General features: G+C 58.1%; 17 protein-coding genes, 1 tRNA gene and 1 pseudogene. 8 read left to right on the plus strand and 11 right to left on the minus strand.

Annotation, left to right across the window (positions count from 1 at the left end):
- The first annotated feature begins 969 nt into the window (after positions 1-969).
- From IB254_RS22040 to IB254_RS29975, 3 genes and pseudogenes are all read left to right on the plus strand, one after another.
- Positions 970-1,308, plus strand: a complete 339-nt coding sequence (locus IB254_RS22040) for a DUF6516 family protein (RefSeq protein WP_225602461.1) — start codon at positions 970-972, stop codon at positions 1,306-1,308.
- Positions 1,305-1,727: a hypothetical protein gene (locus IB254_RS22045; protein WP_192419438.1), complete on the plus strand. Its 423-nt coding sequence runs from the start codon at positions 1,305-1,307 to the stop codon at positions 1,725-1,727. The genes IB254_RS22040 and IB254_RS22045 overlap by 4 nt, the downstream gene beginning before the upstream one ends.
- A 293-nt stretch (positions 1,728-2,020) precedes the next feature.
- Positions 2,021-2,162 (plus strand): annotated as a pseudogene (locus IB254_RS29975) (trans-aconitate 2-methyltransferase); the annotation flags it as partial.
- Positions 2,163-2,233: 71 nt separating this feature from the next.
- Here IB254_RS29975 and IB254_RS22050 read toward each other — a convergent pair.
- On the minus strand, positions 2,234-2,572 hold the full coding sequence (locus IB254_RS22050; protein WP_192419439.1) for a hypothetical protein: 339 nt from the start codon (positions 2,570-2,572) through the stop codon (positions 2,234-2,236).
- A gap of 455 nt (positions 2,573-3,027) precedes the next feature.
- Here IB254_RS22050 and IB254_RS22055 point away from each other — a divergent pair, with 455 nt between their 5' ends.
- Genes IB254_RS22055 through IB254_RS22075 form a run of 5 tightly spaced genes read left to right on the plus strand, consistent with a single transcriptional unit; the run spans position 3,028 to position 8,103 of the window.
- Positions 3,028-4,506 (plus strand): cytochrome c oxidase subunit II, encoded by a 1,479-nt coding sequence (locus IB254_RS22055; protein WP_192419440.1) that lies wholly within the window; start codon positions 3,028-3,030, stop codon positions 4,504-4,506.
- Positions 4,507-4,549: 43 nt separating this feature from the next.
- Positions 4,550-6,325 carry a cytochrome c oxidase subunit I gene (gene ctaD / locus IB254_RS22060; RefSeq protein ID WP_008036188.1) on the plus strand — a complete coding sequence of 592 codons (1,776 nt, stop codon included), beginning with the start codon at positions 4,550-4,552 and terminating at the stop codon, positions 6,323-6,325.
- The gene (locus IB254_RS22065; protein ID WP_192419441.1) at positions 6,322-7,014 is read left to right on the plus strand and encodes a cytochrome c oxidase subunit 3; all 693 of its coding nucleotides are present in this window, start codon (positions 6,322-6,324) and stop codon (positions 7,012-7,014) included. Before ctaD ends, IB254_RS22065 begins: the two co-directional genes overlap by 4 nt.
- Before the next feature lie 6 nt (positions 7,015-7,020).
- Positions 7,021-7,731, plus strand: coding sequence for a heme-copper oxidase subunit III family protein (locus IB254_RS22070; RefSeq protein WP_192419442.1), 711 nt, complete (start codon positions 7,021-7,023; stop codon positions 7,729-7,731).
- Between the two features lie 54 nt (positions 7,732-7,785).
- Entirely contained in the window at positions 7,786-8,103 is a 318-nt protein-coding gene (locus IB254_RS22075) for a cytochrome C oxidase subunit IV family protein (protein WP_007988247.1), read from the plus strand.
- Positions 8,104-8,155: 52 nt separating this feature from the next.
- Here the strand turns inward: IB254_RS22075 and IB254_RS22080 are convergent, their stop codons facing one another.
- The 10 genes from IB254_RS22080 to IB254_RS22125 all read right to left on the minus strand — a co-directional run bounded on the left by IB254_RS22080 (position 8,156) and on the right by IB254_RS22125 (position 20,157).
- Complete coding sequence (locus tag IB254_RS22080; protein ID WP_192228681.1) at positions 8,156-8,710, minus strand: magnesium transporter; 555 nt, start codon at positions 8,708-8,710, stop codon at positions 8,156-8,158.
- Between the two features lie 289 nt (positions 8,711-8,999).
- Positions 9,000-9,073: transfer RNA gene (locus tag IB254_RS22085), tRNA-Gly, on the minus strand.
- A 180-nt stretch (positions 9,074-9,253) separates the two neighbouring features.
- Positions 9,254-10,138 carry an alpha/beta fold hydrolase gene (locus IB254_RS22090; RefSeq protein WP_192419443.1) on the minus strand — a complete coding sequence of 295 codons (885 nt, stop codon included), beginning with the start codon at positions 10,136-10,138 and terminating at the stop codon, positions 9,254-9,256.
- Positions 10,139-10,451: 313 nt separating this feature from the next.
- Entirely contained in the window at positions 10,452-11,144 is a 693-nt protein-coding gene (locus IB254_RS22095; protein WP_192419444.1) for a pseudouridine synthase, read from the minus strand.
- 57 nt (positions 11,145-11,201) lie between these two features.
- Positions 11,202-11,396 carry a cysteine-rich CWC family protein gene (locus IB254_RS22100; protein ID WP_008025763.1) on the minus strand — a complete coding sequence of 65 codons (195 nt, stop codon included), beginning with the start codon at positions 11,394-11,396 and terminating at the stop codon, positions 11,202-11,204.
- Between the two features lie 6 nt (positions 11,397-11,402).
- Positions 11,403-12,890 (minus strand): sensor domain-containing diguanylate cyclase, encoded by a 1,488-nt coding sequence (locus tag IB254_RS22105; protein ID WP_192419446.1) that lies wholly within the window; start codon positions 12,888-12,890, stop codon positions 11,403-11,405.
- Between the two features lie 190 nt (positions 12,891-13,080).
- Positions 13,081-14,847: an allophanate hydrolase gene (gene atzF / locus IB254_RS22110; protein ID WP_192419448.1), complete on the minus strand. Its 1,767-nt coding sequence runs from the start codon at positions 14,845-14,847 to the stop codon at positions 13,081-13,083.
- A gap of 25 nt (positions 14,848-14,872) precedes the next feature.
- The gene (uca, locus tag IB254_RS22115) at positions 14,873-18,493 is read right to left on the minus strand and encodes an urea carboxylase (RefSeq protein ID WP_192419450.1); all 3,621 of its coding nucleotides are present in this window, start codon (positions 18,491-18,493) and stop codon (positions 14,873-14,875) included.
- A 285-nt stretch (positions 18,494-18,778) separates the two neighbouring features.
- The gene (locus tag IB254_RS22120; RefSeq protein WP_017336948.1) at positions 18,779-19,420 is read right to left on the minus strand and encodes an urea amidolyase associated protein UAAP2; all 642 of its coding nucleotides are present in this window, start codon (positions 19,418-19,420) and stop codon (positions 18,779-18,781) included.
- A gap of 11 nt (positions 19,421-19,431) precedes the next feature.
- Positions 19,432-20,157 carry an urea amidolyase associated protein UAAP1 gene (locus tag IB254_RS22125; RefSeq protein ID WP_008025773.1) on the minus strand — a complete coding sequence of 242 codons (726 nt, stop codon included), beginning with the start codon at positions 20,155-20,157 and terminating at the stop codon, positions 19,432-19,434.
- Between the last annotated feature and the right edge of the window lie 12 nt (positions 20,158-20,169).

The raw sequence follows: 20,169 nt of genomic DNA on the forward strand, positions 1-20,169 counted from the left end.
CCAATATCCAGGCCGAGCAAGTCCAGGATGTCCATGAGAGGTCTCCTCAAGTAAGTGAGAACCCCGGTAAGTTTAGATTTAGCGGGGTTCCCGTACTGGGCTGACCATCTCATTAGGGTGGCAGCTGTACGCGGGTTGGCGAACCGGACAAGGCACAAACCGGCAGACCCGAAGGTCTCCCACGCACAGCCACCAAAAAAAGGTAGCCAAGCGCTTAGAAACGCTCCGAGCGGGCCCGGAGGTTTCTATGCCTGTACCATCGAGTCGCCAAACCCAATACGCCATTTTGGCGCGCTCGGACTATAGGACTCATGACAAAGGCACAGCAATGGACAAGTCTACGGACAATTCCCAGAGTCGTGTAGGACCTTGCCTTTTCAGCACCAATGGCTCGATTCGAAGCCTGAATGGCAGCCGGAATGTTGTAAATTTGACTCGGGAAAAGCATGGAATGTCAGGCTTACTTCAGAAAATTTAGCCAGTTGAAAAAAGGTATGAAAATTAAATGAGTACGGCTAAGGGCGAGAAAACGAGTGCCTTGACTGAGTTTTTCTCCAATACGCCCGCACAGACCAGGCGAGAGATTTTGATGGCCGTAATTATCAAGGCTGACGCTTCACAACGTGATGTTGTGCAGAAAGCAACAGCCATCAAAGCAAAACAGGGCTCTCGTCAGCCCGCCTTAGGACGTTTTTTTATGGGGGGGGCAATCGAAAATTTGAGATCGGTAGCCAAGCGAACGGGGCATCGATGCTAAAGCTGGGTGCCACGACGACAAGGTAAGCCATCCCAACTTAACTAGCGCCCGCGTCCGGCAAGGCTTTTTCAGCAGTTTAGCTGGGTCATCATTTGGCACGACTAGGCATCATCTCCGTCAAAAGGACGTGATTATGAATGCTTGTAGCTACTATATGAAAGCAACCCTGTCGTAGGGCAGCTCGCGGCACTGAAAAGGTTATCGGGTCTAGAATGGCGGTTAAGAAAGGTGGGAAAAGCAAGGAGCCTGAGCTTGAGCGTCTCGATGATTCCTTCAAAATTCCGGATAAAAGGGGCAACGGTCAGATACGTATTCAGTATTTGAAAAGTCCGGAAACGGGTGAGGTCATCACCTATAGCATGGCCTACATCAATGACGCGATCTGCTCTGTAGACAATGGTCGGGTGATAGGATACGACAATGCTCATGGTGAACATCATAAACATGACATGGGTGTCTATATCCCCGTTGAGTTCGAATCCTTTGAGAAGACGTTTGAGTTGTTTCAGGAGCAATGGCAGCAGTATCTGAAAAAGAGGAAGAGCAAATGAAGACAATCATTAGGCACGAGTCCGAAGAGGATTTTTTTGCGCGAATGACTTCGCTTGCCAAAAAGCTTGATCGTCGAGAGGCTGTAGAGGCATACGAAAGCTTCAGCTTCGAAGATGTTGGTGAGATGAAGGCCTTTCGGTCAGAGCAGGAGAGAAAGGCGCGCAAGGCCTCCTTTACCTTAATCACAGGTGGCGGAAAAGCGAAGGTCAGGTCAAAGGGGCCGCATACCTACGTGACGAATCTTCGTAGGTTCAAGACTGCAAGATGGATTAATGCCACTGTCACTTTTGAACGTGACGCCAAGCAGATTTTGAAAAACTACGCCACAACGACGCAGCGCTTTGAAAATGGTTTGATCGTTGGCACAAGAGTGGGTGGTGAAGCCGACAGACCGCTTTCGAGCCTTAGAGATAAATGAAATCGTCATCCATCATCTCTATAGCGCCCGTCTAACCAAACGGGCTTTTTCTGACCAGACATAATCGCAATTCGTGAATTCGAAGCGCACGCGCAAATAGTCTTCGCGTTGATTGATTATTCAGAGTGTCGATGCCAACAGATTCCTTATCCGGACGAGAAAAACGTTAACAAAACACCTAATTCACGTGAAAACGCTAATTTATCCTGTAGAGCACCACCCCAGACACAAAGAAACCGGCCACCAAAGCCGGTTTTTTATTACCTGCATCCCCCGTCAAAAAACAACGTGAGGTGGTCGAGTGGTTCAAGGGCAGTGGTTTTTCGGCCGTTCCTCGATCCACTGAGAGAGGCGGAGCGAGCGCAGTACCTCAAGCACAATCAGGCTGCAATCGAGCGGGCCCGTCCACGGCTGTTTATCGTCGCGACACGTTGATGAAACAGGGCAGACGCCACTCTTTCCGTCCGCCCCTTTCGCGCATTTGAGGGCCGAAAATCCCTTAGCCGCTAATCAATCAACTGATCAATCAAAACCGCGTTGCTGTAGATCAGGCAGCCATCACTCGCTCGATGTCCCACCAGATGAAACTGACCGCGCTCGTTGTGGATATAGACGCGCATCTGGCAGTCCGACAAAGGCCCGTACCCCCCTGGCAAGATCAACTCCAGCGTGCTCATGTCGACGTCAACCATGGCTTCCTTTTCATGGGTCTTCTGCAAGCGTTCTTCAGCGTCCTCCAGGCCCCGGTGGAGGGGGCCATCGACGTAAAAATGGATTTCACCTATTGGGGTCGATTTTTGTGCGCCGTTGAATTTGCACCAGCCTTCGATCGTCAAGGCACTCATGACGAAATCTCCGTTGTGGACGGCTGGACGTTGTAGCTCTTAGCCGTCATGGGTCTGACCGCTGTACCCGACAAGGACCGTCTTCAGTGGCATTTTCAGCCGATCCCTGCCTGCGTAACACAGATACTAATTATAGCTGGCCACCGCGTTTCGCTTACTCGATGTCTCTGCGCGCCTTATTAGTCTGAAGGGGTGTTACTGAATAGAGACAGTTAGATATAGCGAATGGATTTTAAGTAATCTGCTTGATGCCCAGGTTGGAATATCCAGGTGCGCGGGCCTTGTAGCAACAGCGTCTGTAGCGACCATGAACTATACTTCCAGCGAACTTTGCCACGACGAAAGGTGGTATTGGGTCAGCCTGTTTTGGCGTCGGATGAGTCGTGATTAGACGCTGCTGTTCTGTGGGGATGCTTATGCATGCCAATGAGTGACAGGAATAGGAAGAAGGCAAAATGGCAATGGCAATTATTCTTGTCCTGATCGTTATTGCATCCGTGCTCTTCCATTTATTAGCGCCTTGGCATGCGGCACCGCCAGCTTCCAATTGGGGTTCAATAGACACGACGCTGTTCATCACGCTGGTCATCAGCGGGATATTTTTCATCGCCATCACCGTGTTCATGGCGGTGGCCGTCATGCGTTTCCGTCACAAGGAAGGCGTCAGGGCCGCCTACCAGCCAGAAAATAAACGCTTGGAGTTCTGGTTGATTGTCGTGACGTCGATCGGGATTGCCGGGATGTTGGCGCCGGGTCTTGTTGTTTATAACGATTTTATCCGGGTGCCAAAAAATGCGTATGAACTAGAGGTGGTCGCCCAGCAATGGCAATGGGCTTTTCGTTTTCCGGGCCAGGACGGGAAGTTGGGGAAGTCGGATATCAAGTTTGTTGATTCGGTCAATCCACTCGGTCTTGATCCCAAGGACCCTGTTGGACAGGATGATGTAATAGTCCGAAGTAATGAAGTTCGTTTGCCGGTCGATCAGCCGGTGAAAGTCTTGTTGCGTTCCAAAGATGTTCTGCACAATTTTTATATACCGCAGATCCGCAGCAAGATGGACATGGTGCCGGGAATGGTGTCGTACTTCTGGTTTACGCCAACTGTCATGGGCAAGTATGAGGTGCTGTGTGCCGAGTATTGTGGCGTCGGTCATTACAACATGCGCGGCAATATGATCGTGGTAGACCAGGCCGCCTTCGCTCAATGGCTGGGCAGCCAACCGACCTTTGCGCAAACATTGACCACGGCCGCCAGGCCCGGTCGGGACAGCATGCTGGAAAAAGGTCGCCAACTGGTCGAGCAATACGGCTGCCATGCCTGCCATAGCCAGGATGGCAGTGCCAGTCTCGGCCCGGGATGGAAGGGCTTGTACGGCCGCACCGAACAACTCGCCGATGGCAGCAGCGTGCAGGTCGATGAGGCTTACCTCAAAGAGTCGATCCTCGATCCGAAGGCCCGCCTGGTGCAAGGCTACCCGCCGGTGATGGTGGCCTATACTCTCAAGGATGATGAATTGGGTGCTCTCATCGCCCTGATCAAGTCGCTGGGTGCCGGGCAGCCAGCCGAAGAACCGTCTACCGGCGACGTGTCGGGCTCAGGTGACGACCTGGTGGCACAGGGACAGCGGCTGGCGCAGTCGCTCGGTTGTCTGGCCTGTCACAGTGTCGATGGCAGCAAAGGTATCGGCCCCGGTTGGCAGGGCCTGTATGGCAAGGCAGAAACCCTTGCCGACGGTTCGAGCATCAAGGTCGATGAGGGCTATTTGAAAGAGTCGGTTCTCAATCCCGCTGCCAAAATCGTCAAGGGCTACGCAGCCGTCATGCCGCCCTTCACGCCGAGCGATAAGGAGCTGAACGCCCTGATCGCTTTTATCAAATCCAAAGCGAACGCTGACGCTGAAGCGAGCAAGGCTGAGCCAGGGAAGTCGCCGTAAAGCCGCCAGAAACACACTGAAACTTCGGCCGGAGGATGACGTGATGGCCTATGCGGAGCAAGCCGAAACAGAGGCACTGCACGAGCCGAAAAGTTTCCTGACCAAATACATCTGGAGTCAGGACCACAAGGTCATTGCCGTTCAATATTCCTTGACGGCGCTGTTCGTGGGTCTTATCGCCGTGGTGCTGTCCGGCTTGATGCGCATGCAGATTGGCTTCCCCGGCAGTTTGGCGTTCATGGACGCCAGTGCTTATTACCAGGCGATGACCATGCACGGCATGATCATGGTTATTTATTTGCTGACAGCCTTGTTTCTGGGGGGCTTCGGCAACTATCTGATCCCGCTGATGGTGGGCGCCCGCGACATGGTTTTCCCCTACGTCAACATGCTCAGCTACTGGTTTTACCTGCTGGCAGTCGTGGTGTTGCTCTCCAGTTTCTTTGTCCCGGGCGGCCCCACCGGTTCGGGCTGGACGCTCTATCCGCCACAGTCCATTACTCAGGGGACACCGGGGGTCGAGTGGGGCATCGTCCTGATGCTCGTCTCTCTGGCGATTTTTATTGTTGCCGCCACCATGGGCGGGTTGAACTACGTCACCACGGTGTTGCAGGCGCGCACCCACGGCATGACGTTGTTTCGCATGCCGCTCTCCGTGTGGGGAATCTTCATGGCCTCGATCATGGCCTTGCTGGCGTTCCCGGCGTTGTTTGTCAGTGCCGTCATGATGCTGTTCGACAAACTGTTGGGCACCAGTTTCTTTATGCCGGCGATCATCTCGCTGGGGCAGCAACTCGATCATCAAGGGGGCAGCCCCATCCTGTTCCAGCACCTGTTCTGGTTCTTTGGCCACCCGGAGGTCTACATCGTTGCGCTCCCGGCGTTTGGCCTGGTCTCGGACCTGATCAGCACCCATGCGCGGAAAAACATCTTCGGTTACCGAATGATGGTGTGGGCCATTATCGCGATTGGCGTACTCAGCTTTGTGGTCTGGGCGCACCATATGTATGTCAGCGGAATGAACCCGTACTTTGGCTTTTTCTTCGCCGTCACCACCTTGATCATCGCGGTGCCGACCGCCCTGAAAGTCTACAACTGGGTGCTGACGCTGTGGCACGGCGACATTCATCTGACCGTGCCGATGCTGTTTGCCCTGGCCTTTATCGTCACCTTCCTGGTCGGTGGCCTGACCGGGTTGTTTCTCGGCAATGTGATCGTGGACATTCCGCTCTCGGACACCTATTTCGTCGTCGCCCATTTCCATATGGTCATGGGCGTCGCGCCGGTACTGGTGGTGTTTGGCGGCATTTATCACTGGTTCCCGAAAGTCACCGGACGCCTGTTGAATGACACGCTGGGCAAGTTGCATTTCTGGATTACTTTCCTGGGCACCTACGCCATCTTCTTCCCCATGCACTACCTGGGTTTCCAGGGCATGCCGCGCCGTTATTACGCTTATGACAACTACGCGTTCATCCCGCAGTCGGCGCAAGAGTTGAATGCTTTCATTACGGTGGTGGCCTTGACCGTCGGCGTTTCCCAGCTGCTGTTTGTGTTCAACCTGGCCTGGAGCACATTCAAGGGCAAGCCCGCTGGCGGCAACCCGTGGGGCGCGGCCAGCCTGGAATGGCAAACGCCGAACACTCCACCGATACACGGTAACTGGGGCGCGAAGCTGCCGGTCGTGCATCGTTGGGCCTATGACTACAGCGTTCCGGGGATCGAACAGGATTTCGTGCCGCAAACAGTCTCCGCCGAGGAGCTGGAGCAGATGCGGCAGCTCAGTGCCGGAACCCGGGCAGCGGACGTTAAAACATGAACAGACTGCTGTTTAAAAACGCCGACGGCGCGGACCCCAACGGCAGCTGGAGTCGTGATCCCGAAGGGGGTCAGTCCGCTGAAAGTGCCAATCGAAACCAGACCGCAAAAATAGGCCTGCGCCTGTTTCTGGTCGTGGTGAGTTCGTTGTTCTTTCTCTTTCTGCTGGCCTTTATCGCCCGTTCACAAATGTCCGACTGGCTACCGCTGACAGAGCCCTTGGCGCCGTTAGCCAACCCATGGCAACTCTGGGTGAATTCGGCATTTCTGGTGTTGAGTTGCATCGCGTTGCAGTGGGCGCGCATGGCCGCTCGCCAGGCTCGGCTGAACGCAACGGTCATTGGCTTTGTAGTGGGAGGCGTATTTGCAATTGCCTTTCTGGCGGGGCAGTTCTGGGTCTGGCAGCAGTTTGTCGCCTGGGGCTACTTTGTCGCCAGCAACCCGGCCAATAGCTTCTTCTACCTGTTGACCGGTGTGCACGGGCTCCACCTGCTGGGCGGGTTGTTTGCCTGGGGCAGGACCGTCGCCAGATTCCTGAGTCGCGTGCCGTTGTCGCAACTCAGCGCCAGCGTCGAACTCTGTGCCATCTACTGGCATTACTTATTGGGTCTGTGGATTGTGTTATTCGCTTTGCTGACCAGCACGCCGCAGACTTATGAAGCCATCGCCAGACTCTGCGGCTTGAGGTGATCAGCCATGGCATCGCATCCACAAGCTCCAGGCGAAAGCTCATCCAATACCCTCGGCTCGCCGTCTGCACCAGGATGGCAAGGCATCGCCAATGACTGGGCCTCGGACAAGGAGGCTTTCAAGCAGGTGCCTTGGGGCAAGGCGATGATGTGGATATTCCTGCTCAGCGACACGTTTATATTCACCTGTTTCTTGACCGGCTACATGTCGGTTCGCATGACCATCACCACGGCCTGGCCAAACCCCAGTGAAGTGTTCGCCTTGACCATCGGCGGTCGAGAAATCCCGCTGATTCTGATCGCCATCATGACGTTTGTGCTGATCAGCAGCAGCGGCACCATGGCCATGGCCGTGAACTACGCCTATCGCCGCGATCGTGCGAAAACCACCGCCCTGATGTTGGCGACCGCTGCCTTGGGCGTGACGTTCGTCGGCATGCAGGCATTTGAATGGAGCAAGCTCATCGCAGAAGGGGTACGTCCCTGGGGGAACCCCATGGGGGCGGCGCAATTTGGCGCCAGCTTTTTCATGATTACCGGTTTTCACGGGCTGCATGTGTCCATCGGCGCCCTCTACCTCAGCATCGTGGCGAGGAAAGTACTGCGGGGCGATTATGAGCGCTCCGGAAACTATCAAAACGTCGAGATAGCCGGGCTGTACTGGCACTTCGTGGATTTGGTGTGGGTGTTTATTTTTGCGTTTTTCTACTTATGGTAAGTCCGGGACGCTGTTCATGAAGGGGAGAGCAGGATCCGCAGAGGAGCACTGATGATGGCGCATGCTCAAGGTCAGCAACATCCGATCAGCCTGTACCTGAAAATCTGGGGGCTGTTATTCGTCCTCAGTACCCTGTCTTACCTGGTCGATTACTTTCACTTTCACGGCTACCTTCGCTGGGCCCTGATCATCACCTTCATGTTGCTGAAGGCCGGCTTGATCGTTTCCATCTTCATGCACATGGCCTGGGAACGATTGGCCATGGTCTACGCCATCCTGGTGCCACCGTTGTGTTTGCTGGTGCTTGTCGGACTGATGGCCACCGAGGCGGACTATGTGTTTCTCAGCCGGGTGATTTTCTTCGGTCAATAGGAAACGCCCGGACGACCTTGAGCCTCCAGGGACTGATCGGCAACCAATGCCGTTATATCGTTCGTTTGAACTGATGCCACCTGTGCAGCCAGGCGACTGTCCAGTGAGGGGCTGCCGTGCCCGTACCGGCGATCTTCAGCAGTGGATGGTGTTCGATAACCCCGTCCAATACCGGCTCTTGATTCGGCTCGACGTCCACAAAGAAAATGTGTTTTCCCTCTTCTACCACCTGTTTAAAACTGCGGAAGTGAGCGTTTGGCACCTGAATACCAAAAAAACCGCCTTCCCAGATGCAGAAGCCGAATATAACAACGGCGAGAAAGATAAAAGGCATCCAGCCTGCGACGGATTCGGTCCAGCCCAGCCAGTAGGCGCCGCCAAGGACCAACGCGGCGAGTGGCAAACCGATCACCGCACCGATTTCGCCAGAGTGAACGACATCCTGCTCCATCAACGAGTTGATCTCGTGCAGGTGATGTTGTTCAACATCAGCCACATGTTCGCTGAGCACATGGATTTGTTCGGAATTGATGCCGTTGGCTTCCAGTTCATTTTCAACGGCTTCAAGGTCGTCGAGATTGTCACTGATGTAATAGTGTCGATTCATGCCACACCTCCCATCCCGTGCTTGCCGTAGACCTCCTTTGTCTTGCAGCTGTTTAGCGGGATCTACAGTCGGTATCGGTACCCGTGGGCAACGCTTCTCACTTCGTTCAAGCCATGAAAAGTATAGCACTGCATGGCGTGCGGGCAGGGTAGGGGCATCGGGTCGCCCGGCCTTGCGGCAGGCTCGCGGGACTCCAGATTTCGGGCACAAAAAAACCGGTCACTTGGACCGGTTTTTTGTGTTCCTGCATCCCCCGTCAAAACCATCCTGACGTGAGATAAAAATCGATTGGAGCGGGTGAAGGGAATCGAACCCTCGTTATCAGCTTGGGAAGCTGGAGTAATGCCATTATACGACACCCGCTCAGAGCGGCTGACTTTGTACCAGATGTGCGCATGAAAATGAAGTTTTTCTTTGCCCGTGAGGGCTTTGGCACAGGTGAAACAAGACATCGGACCGGGTGGCGGTCGTTCGCGGGCAAGCCTCGCTCCTACAGATTGGCGTTAACGCTATAGGGCGAAGCTTGCTCGCGATGACGCTGTTTCAAATGGACAATGCATGGTGGTCCTGGACGTAGTGGTAACGCGGTCGGCTTGCCTGTTGCTCAGGTTTCAGGAAACCCAGCAACGCATTGCGACTGTCTCGGCAGGCGGCTTTGTGTTCCATGTCGAGAAAGTGGCCCGTCGCATCCAGCGTCGTGAACGTGGCGTGTTGCACGTGGTTGGCGAACAATCGCGCGCCATCGGCGGCGGTGTATTCGTCCCATTCGCCGTTCATGAACAGCACCGGCACGTTGATTTTCTCTGCCGCCTTGAAGAAGCACTGGCGGTCGCTGTGCAGCAGGTCGCTGATGTGGAAGTGCATCTGCCCGTATTCATGATCGGCCAGGCTGCTGACGTGGCGGTAGTTGAAGCGCTTGAACAGGGTCGGCAGGTGTTTGCCGATGGTGCTGTTCACCAGGTTGCCGACCCGGTCGCCATCACGGCTGCCGAGGTAGTCGACGCCGCGCTCGAGGTAGTCGAGCATGTGCGCGTTGATCTCCGGGGAGAACGAGCTGATCACGGCTTTTTCGATCCGTCGCGGTTGTTGGGCGAGGGCGACCAGGGTCGCGGCGCCACCCCAGGAAAACGACAGCACGTGTTCGGCGGCGAAGTGGTCGATCAGCTCCAGGAGGATCTGCCCTTCGACTTCTTTGGTCAGCAATTTCTCATGCAGGTTGTGGGCTTTTGACTTGCCCGCGTAGGGCTGGTCGTAGCAGACCACATTGAACTGCGGGTGGAGGTTTTTCACGGTTTGTGCAAACGACGCAGTCGTGGCCATCGAGCCGTTGACCAAGATAATGGTCTTCTCTGCGGCGTCTGCGCGATAGAACTCCGTGTAAACCCGATACTGACCTTGTATATCCAGCACAGCGATTTCTGGCCTCATGTCATAAGACTCCTGGCAAGCGGGTATGCGCGCAAATGAGATTGCACGAGCTTTGTGACAGGTAGGCATATGCCTGGAATTTGAAGGCCCATGTCGATCCATTGCAGTCCGGTCGACGGGTGTTGTTATTGGCGGGCAGTCTGACGGTCTGAGGCGGAACCTTGAGGTTCTCTAACCGACAAAAAGTTTCTTAGACGTATGTTGTGACTCGTCAGTCACATTTCGGCTGACGACCTGATTCAAGCAGGGGAGTTGGCATCGCGCAAGTGCCATTGGTAAATTGTTCGACAACTTCTGCTGAGCGGTAGGCTGCTTAGATCAATTGGATCTCTTCGGTGCGCAACGGGCGGTACTCGCCCGGTTTTAGCGCGTCGTCGAGCACCAGCGGGCCCATGCGTTCGCGGTGCAGGCGCAGCACTTTGTTGTCGAAGTGGCCGAACATCCGCTTCACTTGGTGATAACGGCCTTCGACAATGCTCAGTCGCGCTGACTTCGGCCCGAGCAGCGCCAGCTCGGCCGGCAGCGTGGTGAGGTCTTCGAAGGCGAAATACAGGCCTTCGCTGAATTTCAAGGCATATTCCGGGCCGATGTCTTGCTCGGTCTCGACGTAGTAGACCTTGGGCAACTTGGTCTGCGGCTGGGTCAGGCGTCGTGACCAGCTGCCGTCGTTGGTGATCAGCATCAGGCCGGTGGTGTTGAAATCCAGGCGGCCGGCGATGTGCAGGTCTTCCTTGTCCGGCTCGTCGAACAGATCAAGGACCGTCGGGTGTTCCGGATCGCGGGTGGCGCTGACGCAACCGGGGGGCTTGTGCAGCATGAAGTAGCGGGCGGGTTTGCCGAGTTGCAGCACTTCTTGATCGACTTCGACGCGGCTGAACTCCAGCACCTCGGTGTGAGGGTCGCTGACGATTTTACCGTCGACCCGCACGCGCTTTTCCGCCAGCAACAGGCGAACCTGCTTACGGTTGAAGCGGGGCAGGTTGCTGAGGAAACGGTCAACACGCATGACAAAACATCGGAAGGAAACGGGCCGCGCATCTTACGTGATCGGCCACAAGGATGCTTACAACTGCGCCTCGACCTGCGCGCAGCGCGGGCACAGGCAGGATTTGTCGCGCAGTTCGGGCGGCAGTGCTTCGAGCACCGCCGGGTCGATGCTGACGCCGTAGCACCAGCAGGCCCGATCGGCGGTTCGCGGGTCGGCCAGGGTGCAGTCGTTGGAGGCGCCGCAGGCCGGGCAGAATTCAGGCTTGTTCATGTAGGACTATGCATAACTGGTGTGAGGCATTTCCGCGCAGGTACGGTTACGGCCGGATTGCTTGGCCCGATACATCGCATGATCGGCGCGGGAGAGCAGGGTGTGCAAGGTGTCATCCGGTTGCAGCGTGGTCAAGCCAATGCTGACCGTCAGATGCAAGGTGTGACTGTTGTAGGCATAAAGCTGTTCTTCAACATGCTGACGAATTTTCTCGGCAATCATCAGACCGGTCTCACCGTCCGTGTCCTTGAGCAGCACGATGAATTCCTCGCCGCCCCAACGGCAGACGATGTCGGAATGGCGCAGGCAACTCTCCAGATCCCTTGCGAAGCCGATCAGCACCTGATCACCGGCGAGGTGACCGTAGGTGTCGTTCAAGGCCTTGAAGTGGTCCAGATCCAGCAGCAAGGCGGTCAGCGGTTTCGGCTCGCGTTGGGCTTCGTGCATGGCTTGTGCGGCCAGCAGATCGAAGCCGCGACGGTTCGGCAGTTCGGTCAGGCTGTCGAGGGTCGCCTGCGCCTGGATCTTGCCCTGATAACGCTTGATCACCCGGTTGAGCAGGGCCAGCACAGTCAGGGTCACGAGCAGGCAAATCAGCAGGTTGAGGTACAGCGACTGACGGATTTCGCTGAGGGCGCCGTCTTCGCGTTTGTCGACGAACAGGTACCAGTTCAGTTCCGGAATGAAGCGCACGTTGAGGAAGTGGCCCTGGCCCTGTACGGAGTATTCGTAGCTGCCGCTGTGGGGCTTGGGCAGCTGGTTGACCAGGCCTTTCATGCTTTCCAGGTCGCTGAGTTTCTGGCCGATATGCGCGCCCTGCGGGCCACCCTCGGCACCGGTAAGCACCAATCGGCCGAAACTGTCGACGAAATACACGCTGCGTTGATAGCGCTGTTGATACTTGTCGATCAGCTTGATCACCGCATCTACCGTCAGACCAACGCCTGCCGCGCCGATGAAACGGTTGTTGTAGTCGTAGACCTTGTAGTTGATGAAGAACGTCAGGTTGTCCTTGTTAGCCAGGTCCGGATCGACGTTGATCTCGTAAGGGGTCGCCATGTCTCGCACGCGGAAATACCAGGCATCGCGCGGCTCAGTGACCTTGACCTGTTTGAGCACGCCTTTGGCGTGGTAGTAGGTGAGCGTGCCGTTGGAGACTAAAAATGCGGTGTAGGCGCCGTAGTGGGTCATGACCTCGTTGAGGTAGCGGGTCATCTGGTCGGGGTCGTGTTCGCCGTTGACCACCCAATCACGCATGAAGGTGTCGCGGGACATCATCGAGGAAATCAGGATTGGTCTGACGAGGTCTTTCTGGATTTCCGAGTAGACCGTGTCCGAAGTCAGCGGCAGCTCGGTGTTGACGATGTTGTCGCGGATCGAGGCGCGCGAGGCGTAGTAGCTGAGAAATGACGTGGCGAGAAAACCTGCGCCCAGCAGCGCGATCAGCGTGAGGACCAGCGAACGTTGCGAATACAGCGGCGAGTGAAGCAGCATGGCGATTCCGTTGGCAGTGACCCGTTGGGGAGCATTCTAGTGGCACTGCGGGGAAATAACTGCGGGATTTGCAGGGTGAATCGGCGAGGATCAGGTGCGGTGGCGTCCGGACTGACGCCTTCGCGGGCAAGCCTCGCTCCTACAGGTCACCTGGATCTGTAGGAGCGAGGCTTGCCCGCGAATCGTGAGATCAACGCCGACCTGTCAGGTACGCACGCCATCCACCCAAATGACTGATATCCACCGCCCCCTCCAGCCCATACGCCTCGCAGATAAACCCACTCTCCCAACGCCCATCCGCCAGTTGCACCTTGCCCAACCCCAGCGGTGCCGGAATCCCGGTCAGGAACGACCCCAACTCACAGCTCGGCAACTCCCAGACCTCCACCGCAATCGCTACGCCGCCATCCTTCACCCGCATCATCCCCGGACGAAACGGCGGGCCACCGGCCAATGCATACAGTCGATAGTCCGGCGAACTGAACGTCGCCTCGACCAACGTCGCGCCGCGCCGCTTCAACTGCCAGTTCAGCGCCAACCCATCGAGATGCGCGCCGCACACCACCAACCGCGCACGATCGTTGCGCGCGACCGTTGCGGGCGCAGGAGAACGATGCTGAAACGCATCCGCCACACTCAACAAATACTGATCGGTAAACGCCCGGCCAAACACCGTCACGCCCCACGGCAAACCATTGCCCATGAACCCGCTCGGCACCGCGACGGCGGCGTAATCGAGCAGGTTCATGAAGTTGGTGTAGTAACCCAGTTCCGAATTGCGCAGCACTGGCTCAGCCTCAAGCTCCGCCAGTGTGACGGGACGGCCGATGGTCGGCGTGACCACGCAATCGAGTCCTTCCAGCGCCTTGTCGCACAGCGCTTTCAAGGCTTGCAGCCGATATTGGGCGCGGAAGGTTTGCACTCCATTCACCGCCGGCGCCTTGGCCAGCACCGCACGAATCACCGGCAACACCGCTTGAGGATTTTGCTCCATCAACTCGCCGGCGACGCTGTAGCGCTCCGCCACCCACGGGCCTTCATACAGCAGGCGCGCCGCTTCAAGGAAGGGCGACAAATCCAGTTCCACTGCCTCACCGCCCAACGCCTTGAGCCGATCGATGGCATCGCCGAACAACAGCGGACCTTCAGGGCAACCGAAGAACTCCAGGTCCTGCGCACGCGGTACGCCGAAGCGGAAAGGGCGCGGTGTGCCGAACGCCGAGCCGTCATTCCACAGCGGATTACGGCGGCTGTATTCGTCCCGTGGATCGAGATGTGCGGTGAGCGCCAGCAACTGACTGGCTTCCCGAGCCGTCGCGGTAAAGGTCGTGACGCAATCGAGCGTACGACACGCCGGCACCACGCCCGCCGTGGAGATCAACCCCTTGGTGGCTTTCATCCCCACCAGATTGTTCAACCCCGCCGGCACTCGCCCCGAGCCCGCCGTGTCCGTGCCCAACGAAAAACTCGCCACGCCCAGCGCCACCGCCAGCGAAGAACCGGCGCTGGAACCGCCCGACGGATATTCCGGCAACACGCTGTTCGGGCACGCGCCATACGGCGAGCGGCTGCCATTGAGGCCGGTGGCGAACTGGTCGAGATTGGTCTTGCCCAGCGGAATCGCGCCCAGCGCCAGCAATTGCTCGACGATGGTCGCCGATTGCTGCGGCACATAGGCAAATGCCGGGCACGCTGCCGTGGTCGGAATGCCCGCCAGATCGATGTTGTCCTTGATCGCGAACGGCACGCCGTACAGCGGCAGGCTGTCGATATCGCGGCCGTCGAGTGCGGCGAGGTGCGGCTCCAGTTCTTCAATGCTGAGCAAATGAATGAACAGGTGATAGTCCGGGTTCAGGGCGGCGGCTTTATCGCGCAGGTTCAGCAGCAGTTGTCGCGGTGTGATGCTGCCGTCGCGGTAGGCGCTGCGCAGTGCGTCGAGTTGCAGATTGATGGTCATGAAGTGAGTCCTTTGCAAAATGGGTTCAGTCGAGTTCCAGCACCACGACGCGCTGTCCGGCGCGCACGGCCGAACCGGGTTGCACGCGGATTTCGCGCACCACACCGGCCATCGGTGCGAGCAGCGGGATTTCCATCTTCATCGACTCCAGAATCACCAGCACATCACCGGCGGCAACGCGGCTGCCGGTCTCCACCTGGACCTGCCAGAGGTTGCCGGCGATGTGGCTGTCGACGCTCATTTCACCAGTGGCCAACGGTGCGTCTTCGGTCGTTTCCGGGGCCGCTTCCTCACTGTCGAAATGCGCCTGGCCGCTGGCGATCCAGCGCTCGCGCTCGGCGTTGAAAGCGCCTTTCTGTTGATCCCGAAAAGCTGCAATGCTCGAGGACTCTTTGGTCAGGAACGCCTGGTAATCCGCGAGGTTCAACTGGCTGTGTTCGATGTTCAACTCGAAGCGCCCGAGGGGGAAATCCCGGCGGATGCGCAGCAGTTCATCGGCGCTCACCGGGTAGAAACGGATCTGGTCGAAGAAGCGCAGCAACCACGGTTTGCTATCGAACGCGGCGACTTCACGGTAGCGGTTCCACATCTGCAACGTGCGACCGACGAACTGATAACCGCCGGGGCCTTCCATGCCGTACACGCACATGTACGCGCCGCCGATGCCCACCGAGTTTTCCGCAGTCCAGGTGCGGGCCGGGTTGTATTTGGTGGTCACCAGACGATGGCGCGGGTCGAGCGGGGTGGCGACCGGCGCACCGAGGTAAACGTCGCCCAACCCCATCACCAGATAACTGGCGTCGAACACCGTGCGCTGCACTTCATCGAGGTTCGGCAGGTCGTTGATGCGGCGGATGAACTCCAGATTGCTCGGGCACCACGGTGCGTCCTTGCGCACGGTGGTCATGTATTTCTCGATCGCCAATTGGCAGGCCGGATCGTCCCAGGACAGCGGCAGATGGACGATGCGCGACGGCACTTGCAGGTCCTTGGCGGCGCACACCGCGTCCCATTCACCGGCGACGATACCGAGCAGATCGGCCAGCGGCAGTTGCTCGGGTTGGTAGTGCACTTGCAACGAGCGGATGCCGGGTGTGAGGTCGATCACGCCGTGCAGGTGTTTGCTTTCCAGGGCTTGCATGAGGGCGTGGGCGCGGAAGCGCAGGACGAGGTCCAGTTCCGGTGCGCCGATCTCAAGCAATAGGTGCGTATCCCCCGACAGTCGCGCAACCAACCGCGTATCGTCCTGGCCCAAATCCAAAACCACAGGCGACTGTAGGAGCCGGCTTGCTGGCGATGAAATTGACGCGGTGTCTGATCTGGCCCCATCGCCAGCAAGCCGGCTCCTACAGGGGGTATTCCATTTCAGGGCGAGGTTGCGGGCGGTTTTGAGATCGACTGGCTGGAACTGCACTTTGTCCCCGGCCTTCAATTGCCCCAGTTGCCAAAGATCCGCCTCGATCACCGTCACCGGGCACACAAACCCGCCGAGGCTCGGCCCGTCCGGCCCCAGAATCACCGGCATGTCCCCGGTGAAATCCACGGCGCCAATCGCATACGGATTGTCATGGATATTCGACGGGTGCAGCCCCGCCTCACCACCGTCCGCACGGACCCATTCCGGCTTCGGCCCGATCAGGCGCACACCCGTGCGGCTGGAGTTGAAATGCACTTCCCACTGCGTCTCGAAAAACGTGCCGATGTAGTTTTCGGTGAAATATTCCGGTGCGCCATGGGGGCCATAGATCACCCGGATTTGCCGCACGGCAGGCAATTCAGCAATGACAGGCAGTTGCTCACCGACGCTGTGATCGGTCAACGCCGGCACATGCAACACATCGCCGGCCCGTAATGCGCGGCCACCATGCCCACCAAACTGCCCGAGGGTGAAGGTGCTTTTACTGCCCAGATAGTCGGGCACCTGCAGCCCGCCGCGCACACACAAATAGCTGCGGGCGCCTGCGCCGCCAATCGTGCCGAGACTCAACGTGGTGCCTGCGGGAATGAGCAGCGCCGTGTTCATCGCCACGGTTTCGCCGTTCAACGTCAGCGGAATGACCGCCCCCGTTACCACCACCACCGCGTCGCAATTGAAGCGCAGCAACGGCCCGCTCATGGTGATTTCCAGCGCGGCGGCGCCTTCTTCGTTACCCAGCAAAAGGTTGCCCAATCGCAATGCGCGACTGTCCATCGGCCCTGACGGCGGCACGCCCACGGCCCAATAACCGAGTCGCCCCGGATAGTCTTGAACGCTGGTTTGAGTGCCGGCGCTGAGCACTTCAAAAGTGTTGGCCTGATACACCAGGCCTTCGAGGCAACGGGTCCACGGTTGGCCGCTGGTGAACGGCGCGTCGAGCAAAATCTGCCGCAGGTAATCGCGGTTGGTTTCCACGCCGTAGAGCTGGCTGTCGCCCAGTGCTTGATGCAAATCCGCACGCGCTTGTTCGCGGGTCGGCGCCCAGCAGATGACCTTGGCAATCATCGGGTCGAAGTACGGCGGTATCTCGCAACCGGCCTCGACCCAGGTGTCGATCCGCAGCTGTTTGCCGTCGGCGGTGGGGAAGTTCACAGCCGTCAGCAAGCCGGGGCTCGGTTGAAAATCACGACCCGGATCTTCCGCATAAAGCCGTGCTTGAATCGCATGCCCCTCGGCTTTCAATCCTTGGCTCAACACGCTCAGCGGCGGCAAATCACCCGCCGCCAGTTCCACCATCCAGCGCACCAGATCCACGCCCCACACCTGTTCGGTGACGCCGTGTTCCACCTGCAAACGGGTGTTCACTTCCAGAAAGTAGAAGCGCTGGTCTGCGCTGTCGAACACAAATTCCACGGTGCCGGCGCTGCGGTAGTTCACCGCTTTTGCCAGTTTGATCGCCGCCGCGCACAGCTCATCGGCCATGCCGTCGGGCAGGTTCGGCGCCGGGGTTTCTTCTAGGACTTTCTGGTTGCGGCGTTGTACCGAACAGTCGCGCACGCCGAGGGCGATCACTTCACCGCGACCGTCGCCGAACACTTGAACCTCCAGGTGTCGGGCGCGTTGGATGTACTTCTCGATGAACACGCCGGCATCGCTGAAATTGTTTTGGCCGAGGCGTTTTACGGCTTCGAAGGATTCACTCAACTCGTCAGCACTGCGACACACGCGCATGCCGATGCCACCACCACCGGCAGTGCTTTTGAGCATTACCGGATAGCTGACCTGATCGCCGGCAATCAATGCCGCTTCGAGGCTGTCGAGCAGCTCGGTGCCTTCAAGCATCGGCACGCCGTGTTGCTTGGCCAGGGCGCGAGCGGTGTGTTTGAGGCCGAACACGCGCAACTGTTCTGGCGTCGGGCCGATGAACGCGATATCGGCCGCTTCGCAGGCTTCGGCGAATGCGGCGTTTTCCGAGAGGAAACCGTAACCAGGATGGATCGCCGTGGCACCAGTGGCTTTGGCGATAGCGAGGATTTTATCGACCGCCAGATAGGTACCGGCGGCCGCGCCTTCACCGAGGCTGTGGGCTTCATCGGCATGCAGGATGTGCAGGCTCGCGGCATCGGCTTCGGAGTAAACGGCGACACCTTTGACGTGCAGTTCACGCAAGGTGCGCAGGACGCGGCAGGCAATGGCGCCACGGTTGGCAATCAGGACTTTTTCGAACATGGCATAACCCCTGGAGGGGATGCGGGCCGTCCCGCAGTTTTTCGTTGGGCGCCGGGGTCGTCCCCGGCGGAAAATCACAAGTCTTCAGAACACCGCTGAACCCTGTGGGAGCGAGACCGGCTTGCCGGCGATTGCGGTGTATCAGACACATCAATGCCCACTGGCACACCGCAATCGCGAGCAGGCTCGCTCCCACAGGGGGTTAGTGGTGTTCCTGAGGTTTGAGGCACTGCCCGGAACGGGCCTGGCATAGGGCAAACAACCAGCGACGCAGACGGTTCAGTCTCAGTTCCATACCAGCAGCTCCGCAGGCGTAGGGTTGTAGGCATTGCACGGATTATTCAGTTGCGGACAATTGGAAATCAGCACGATCACGTCCATCTCCGCCCGCAAATCCACGTACTTTCCCGGCGCCGAAATACCGTCCTCAAACGTCAGCCCGCCATCCGCCGTGACTGGCACGTTCATGAAGAAGTTGATGTTCGGCCCGATGTCGCCCTTGCCCAGTCGCCCGTCGTGGACGCAGGCGCGCAGGTAGTTGTCGCGGCAGCTGTGCATGTAGCGTTTTTCCAGGGCGTAGCGCACGGTGTTGCTCTCTTGCGCGCAGGCACCGCCGAGGGTGTCGTGGCGTCCGCAGGTGTCGGCGACGATGGTCAGCATCGGTTTGCCGAGGTTGGAATAGAGCACGCTGCCGGTGCTCAGGTAGACGCTGTTCTGCCGGCGCAAGGTGCGTTGCACGTCGTAGCGTTCTTTCGGGTTGGCGACGCTGTAGAACAACGTATCAACCGCCTGATTGCCTTCCAGGTCGAGGATGCGCAGGGTCTGGCCGGCCTTGACCTCCATCAGCCACGGTTCGCCGGCGGGAATGGTGGCGCGGTAGACCGCTGTTTCTGGATGCTTTTGAGCGGTAGCGATTGCGAGTGACATGGCAGCGATCCTCAGGCGAACAGACGGTCGGTGTTGATGAAGCCGCGCTCGTTTTCCGGGCGCGAGGTGCGGCAGTGTTCGGCGACACTGGCATCGGCGTTCATCCAGCTCAGCTTCAATGGTTTTGGTGCGTATTCCGGCGACGGGTCCATCGGATGTTGCAGGGCGGTGAGCACCACCAGCGTGTCCATCGGCGCGTACAACTCGATGTAGTCGCCGGCCCTGGAGTTGCCTTCGACGAAGTGGAAACGCCCGGCCTCATCGACGTTCACGCGGCTGAACAGGTTGAGGGTCATCAGCAAGTCCGACAGGCCCAAACCCCATTTGCCGAGTTCCACCAACAGGTTGTCGGTGCCGTTGCGGAAGAAGCCGTTGCGCAGTTCCTGATAGCGGCCCGCACCGTATTTTTCCGCGACTTCTTCAGCGCACAGCACGCCGCCGAGGCTGTCGCTCCAGCCGCAGGTGTCGGCGGTGATTGCCGCCAGCACGCGGCCCATGTCCGAGTACAAACAATGGCCCGTGGTGAGCTTGGCGGTGTGTTGGCATTTGAGGCTGTCGGGCAGGTTCAGGCGTTCGGTTTTTTCATTGGCATTGAGCAACGTCAGGCTGACGTTGGCGCCACCGCGCAGGTCGGTCAGGCGCAGCAATTGGCCGCGCTTCAGGACGAAGGAGCGATGGCCGCCGCCGGGGAGCATTTCCTCGGCGAAGGGTGGGAACAGTTGGGTCGAATCAGTCATGTGCAAAATCCT

This window comes from Pseudomonas sp. PDM03, assembly GCF_014852385.1.
Lineage (GTDB): Bacteria > Pseudomonadota > Gammaproteobacteria > Pseudomonadales > Pseudomonadaceae > Aquipseudomonas > Aquipseudomonas migulae.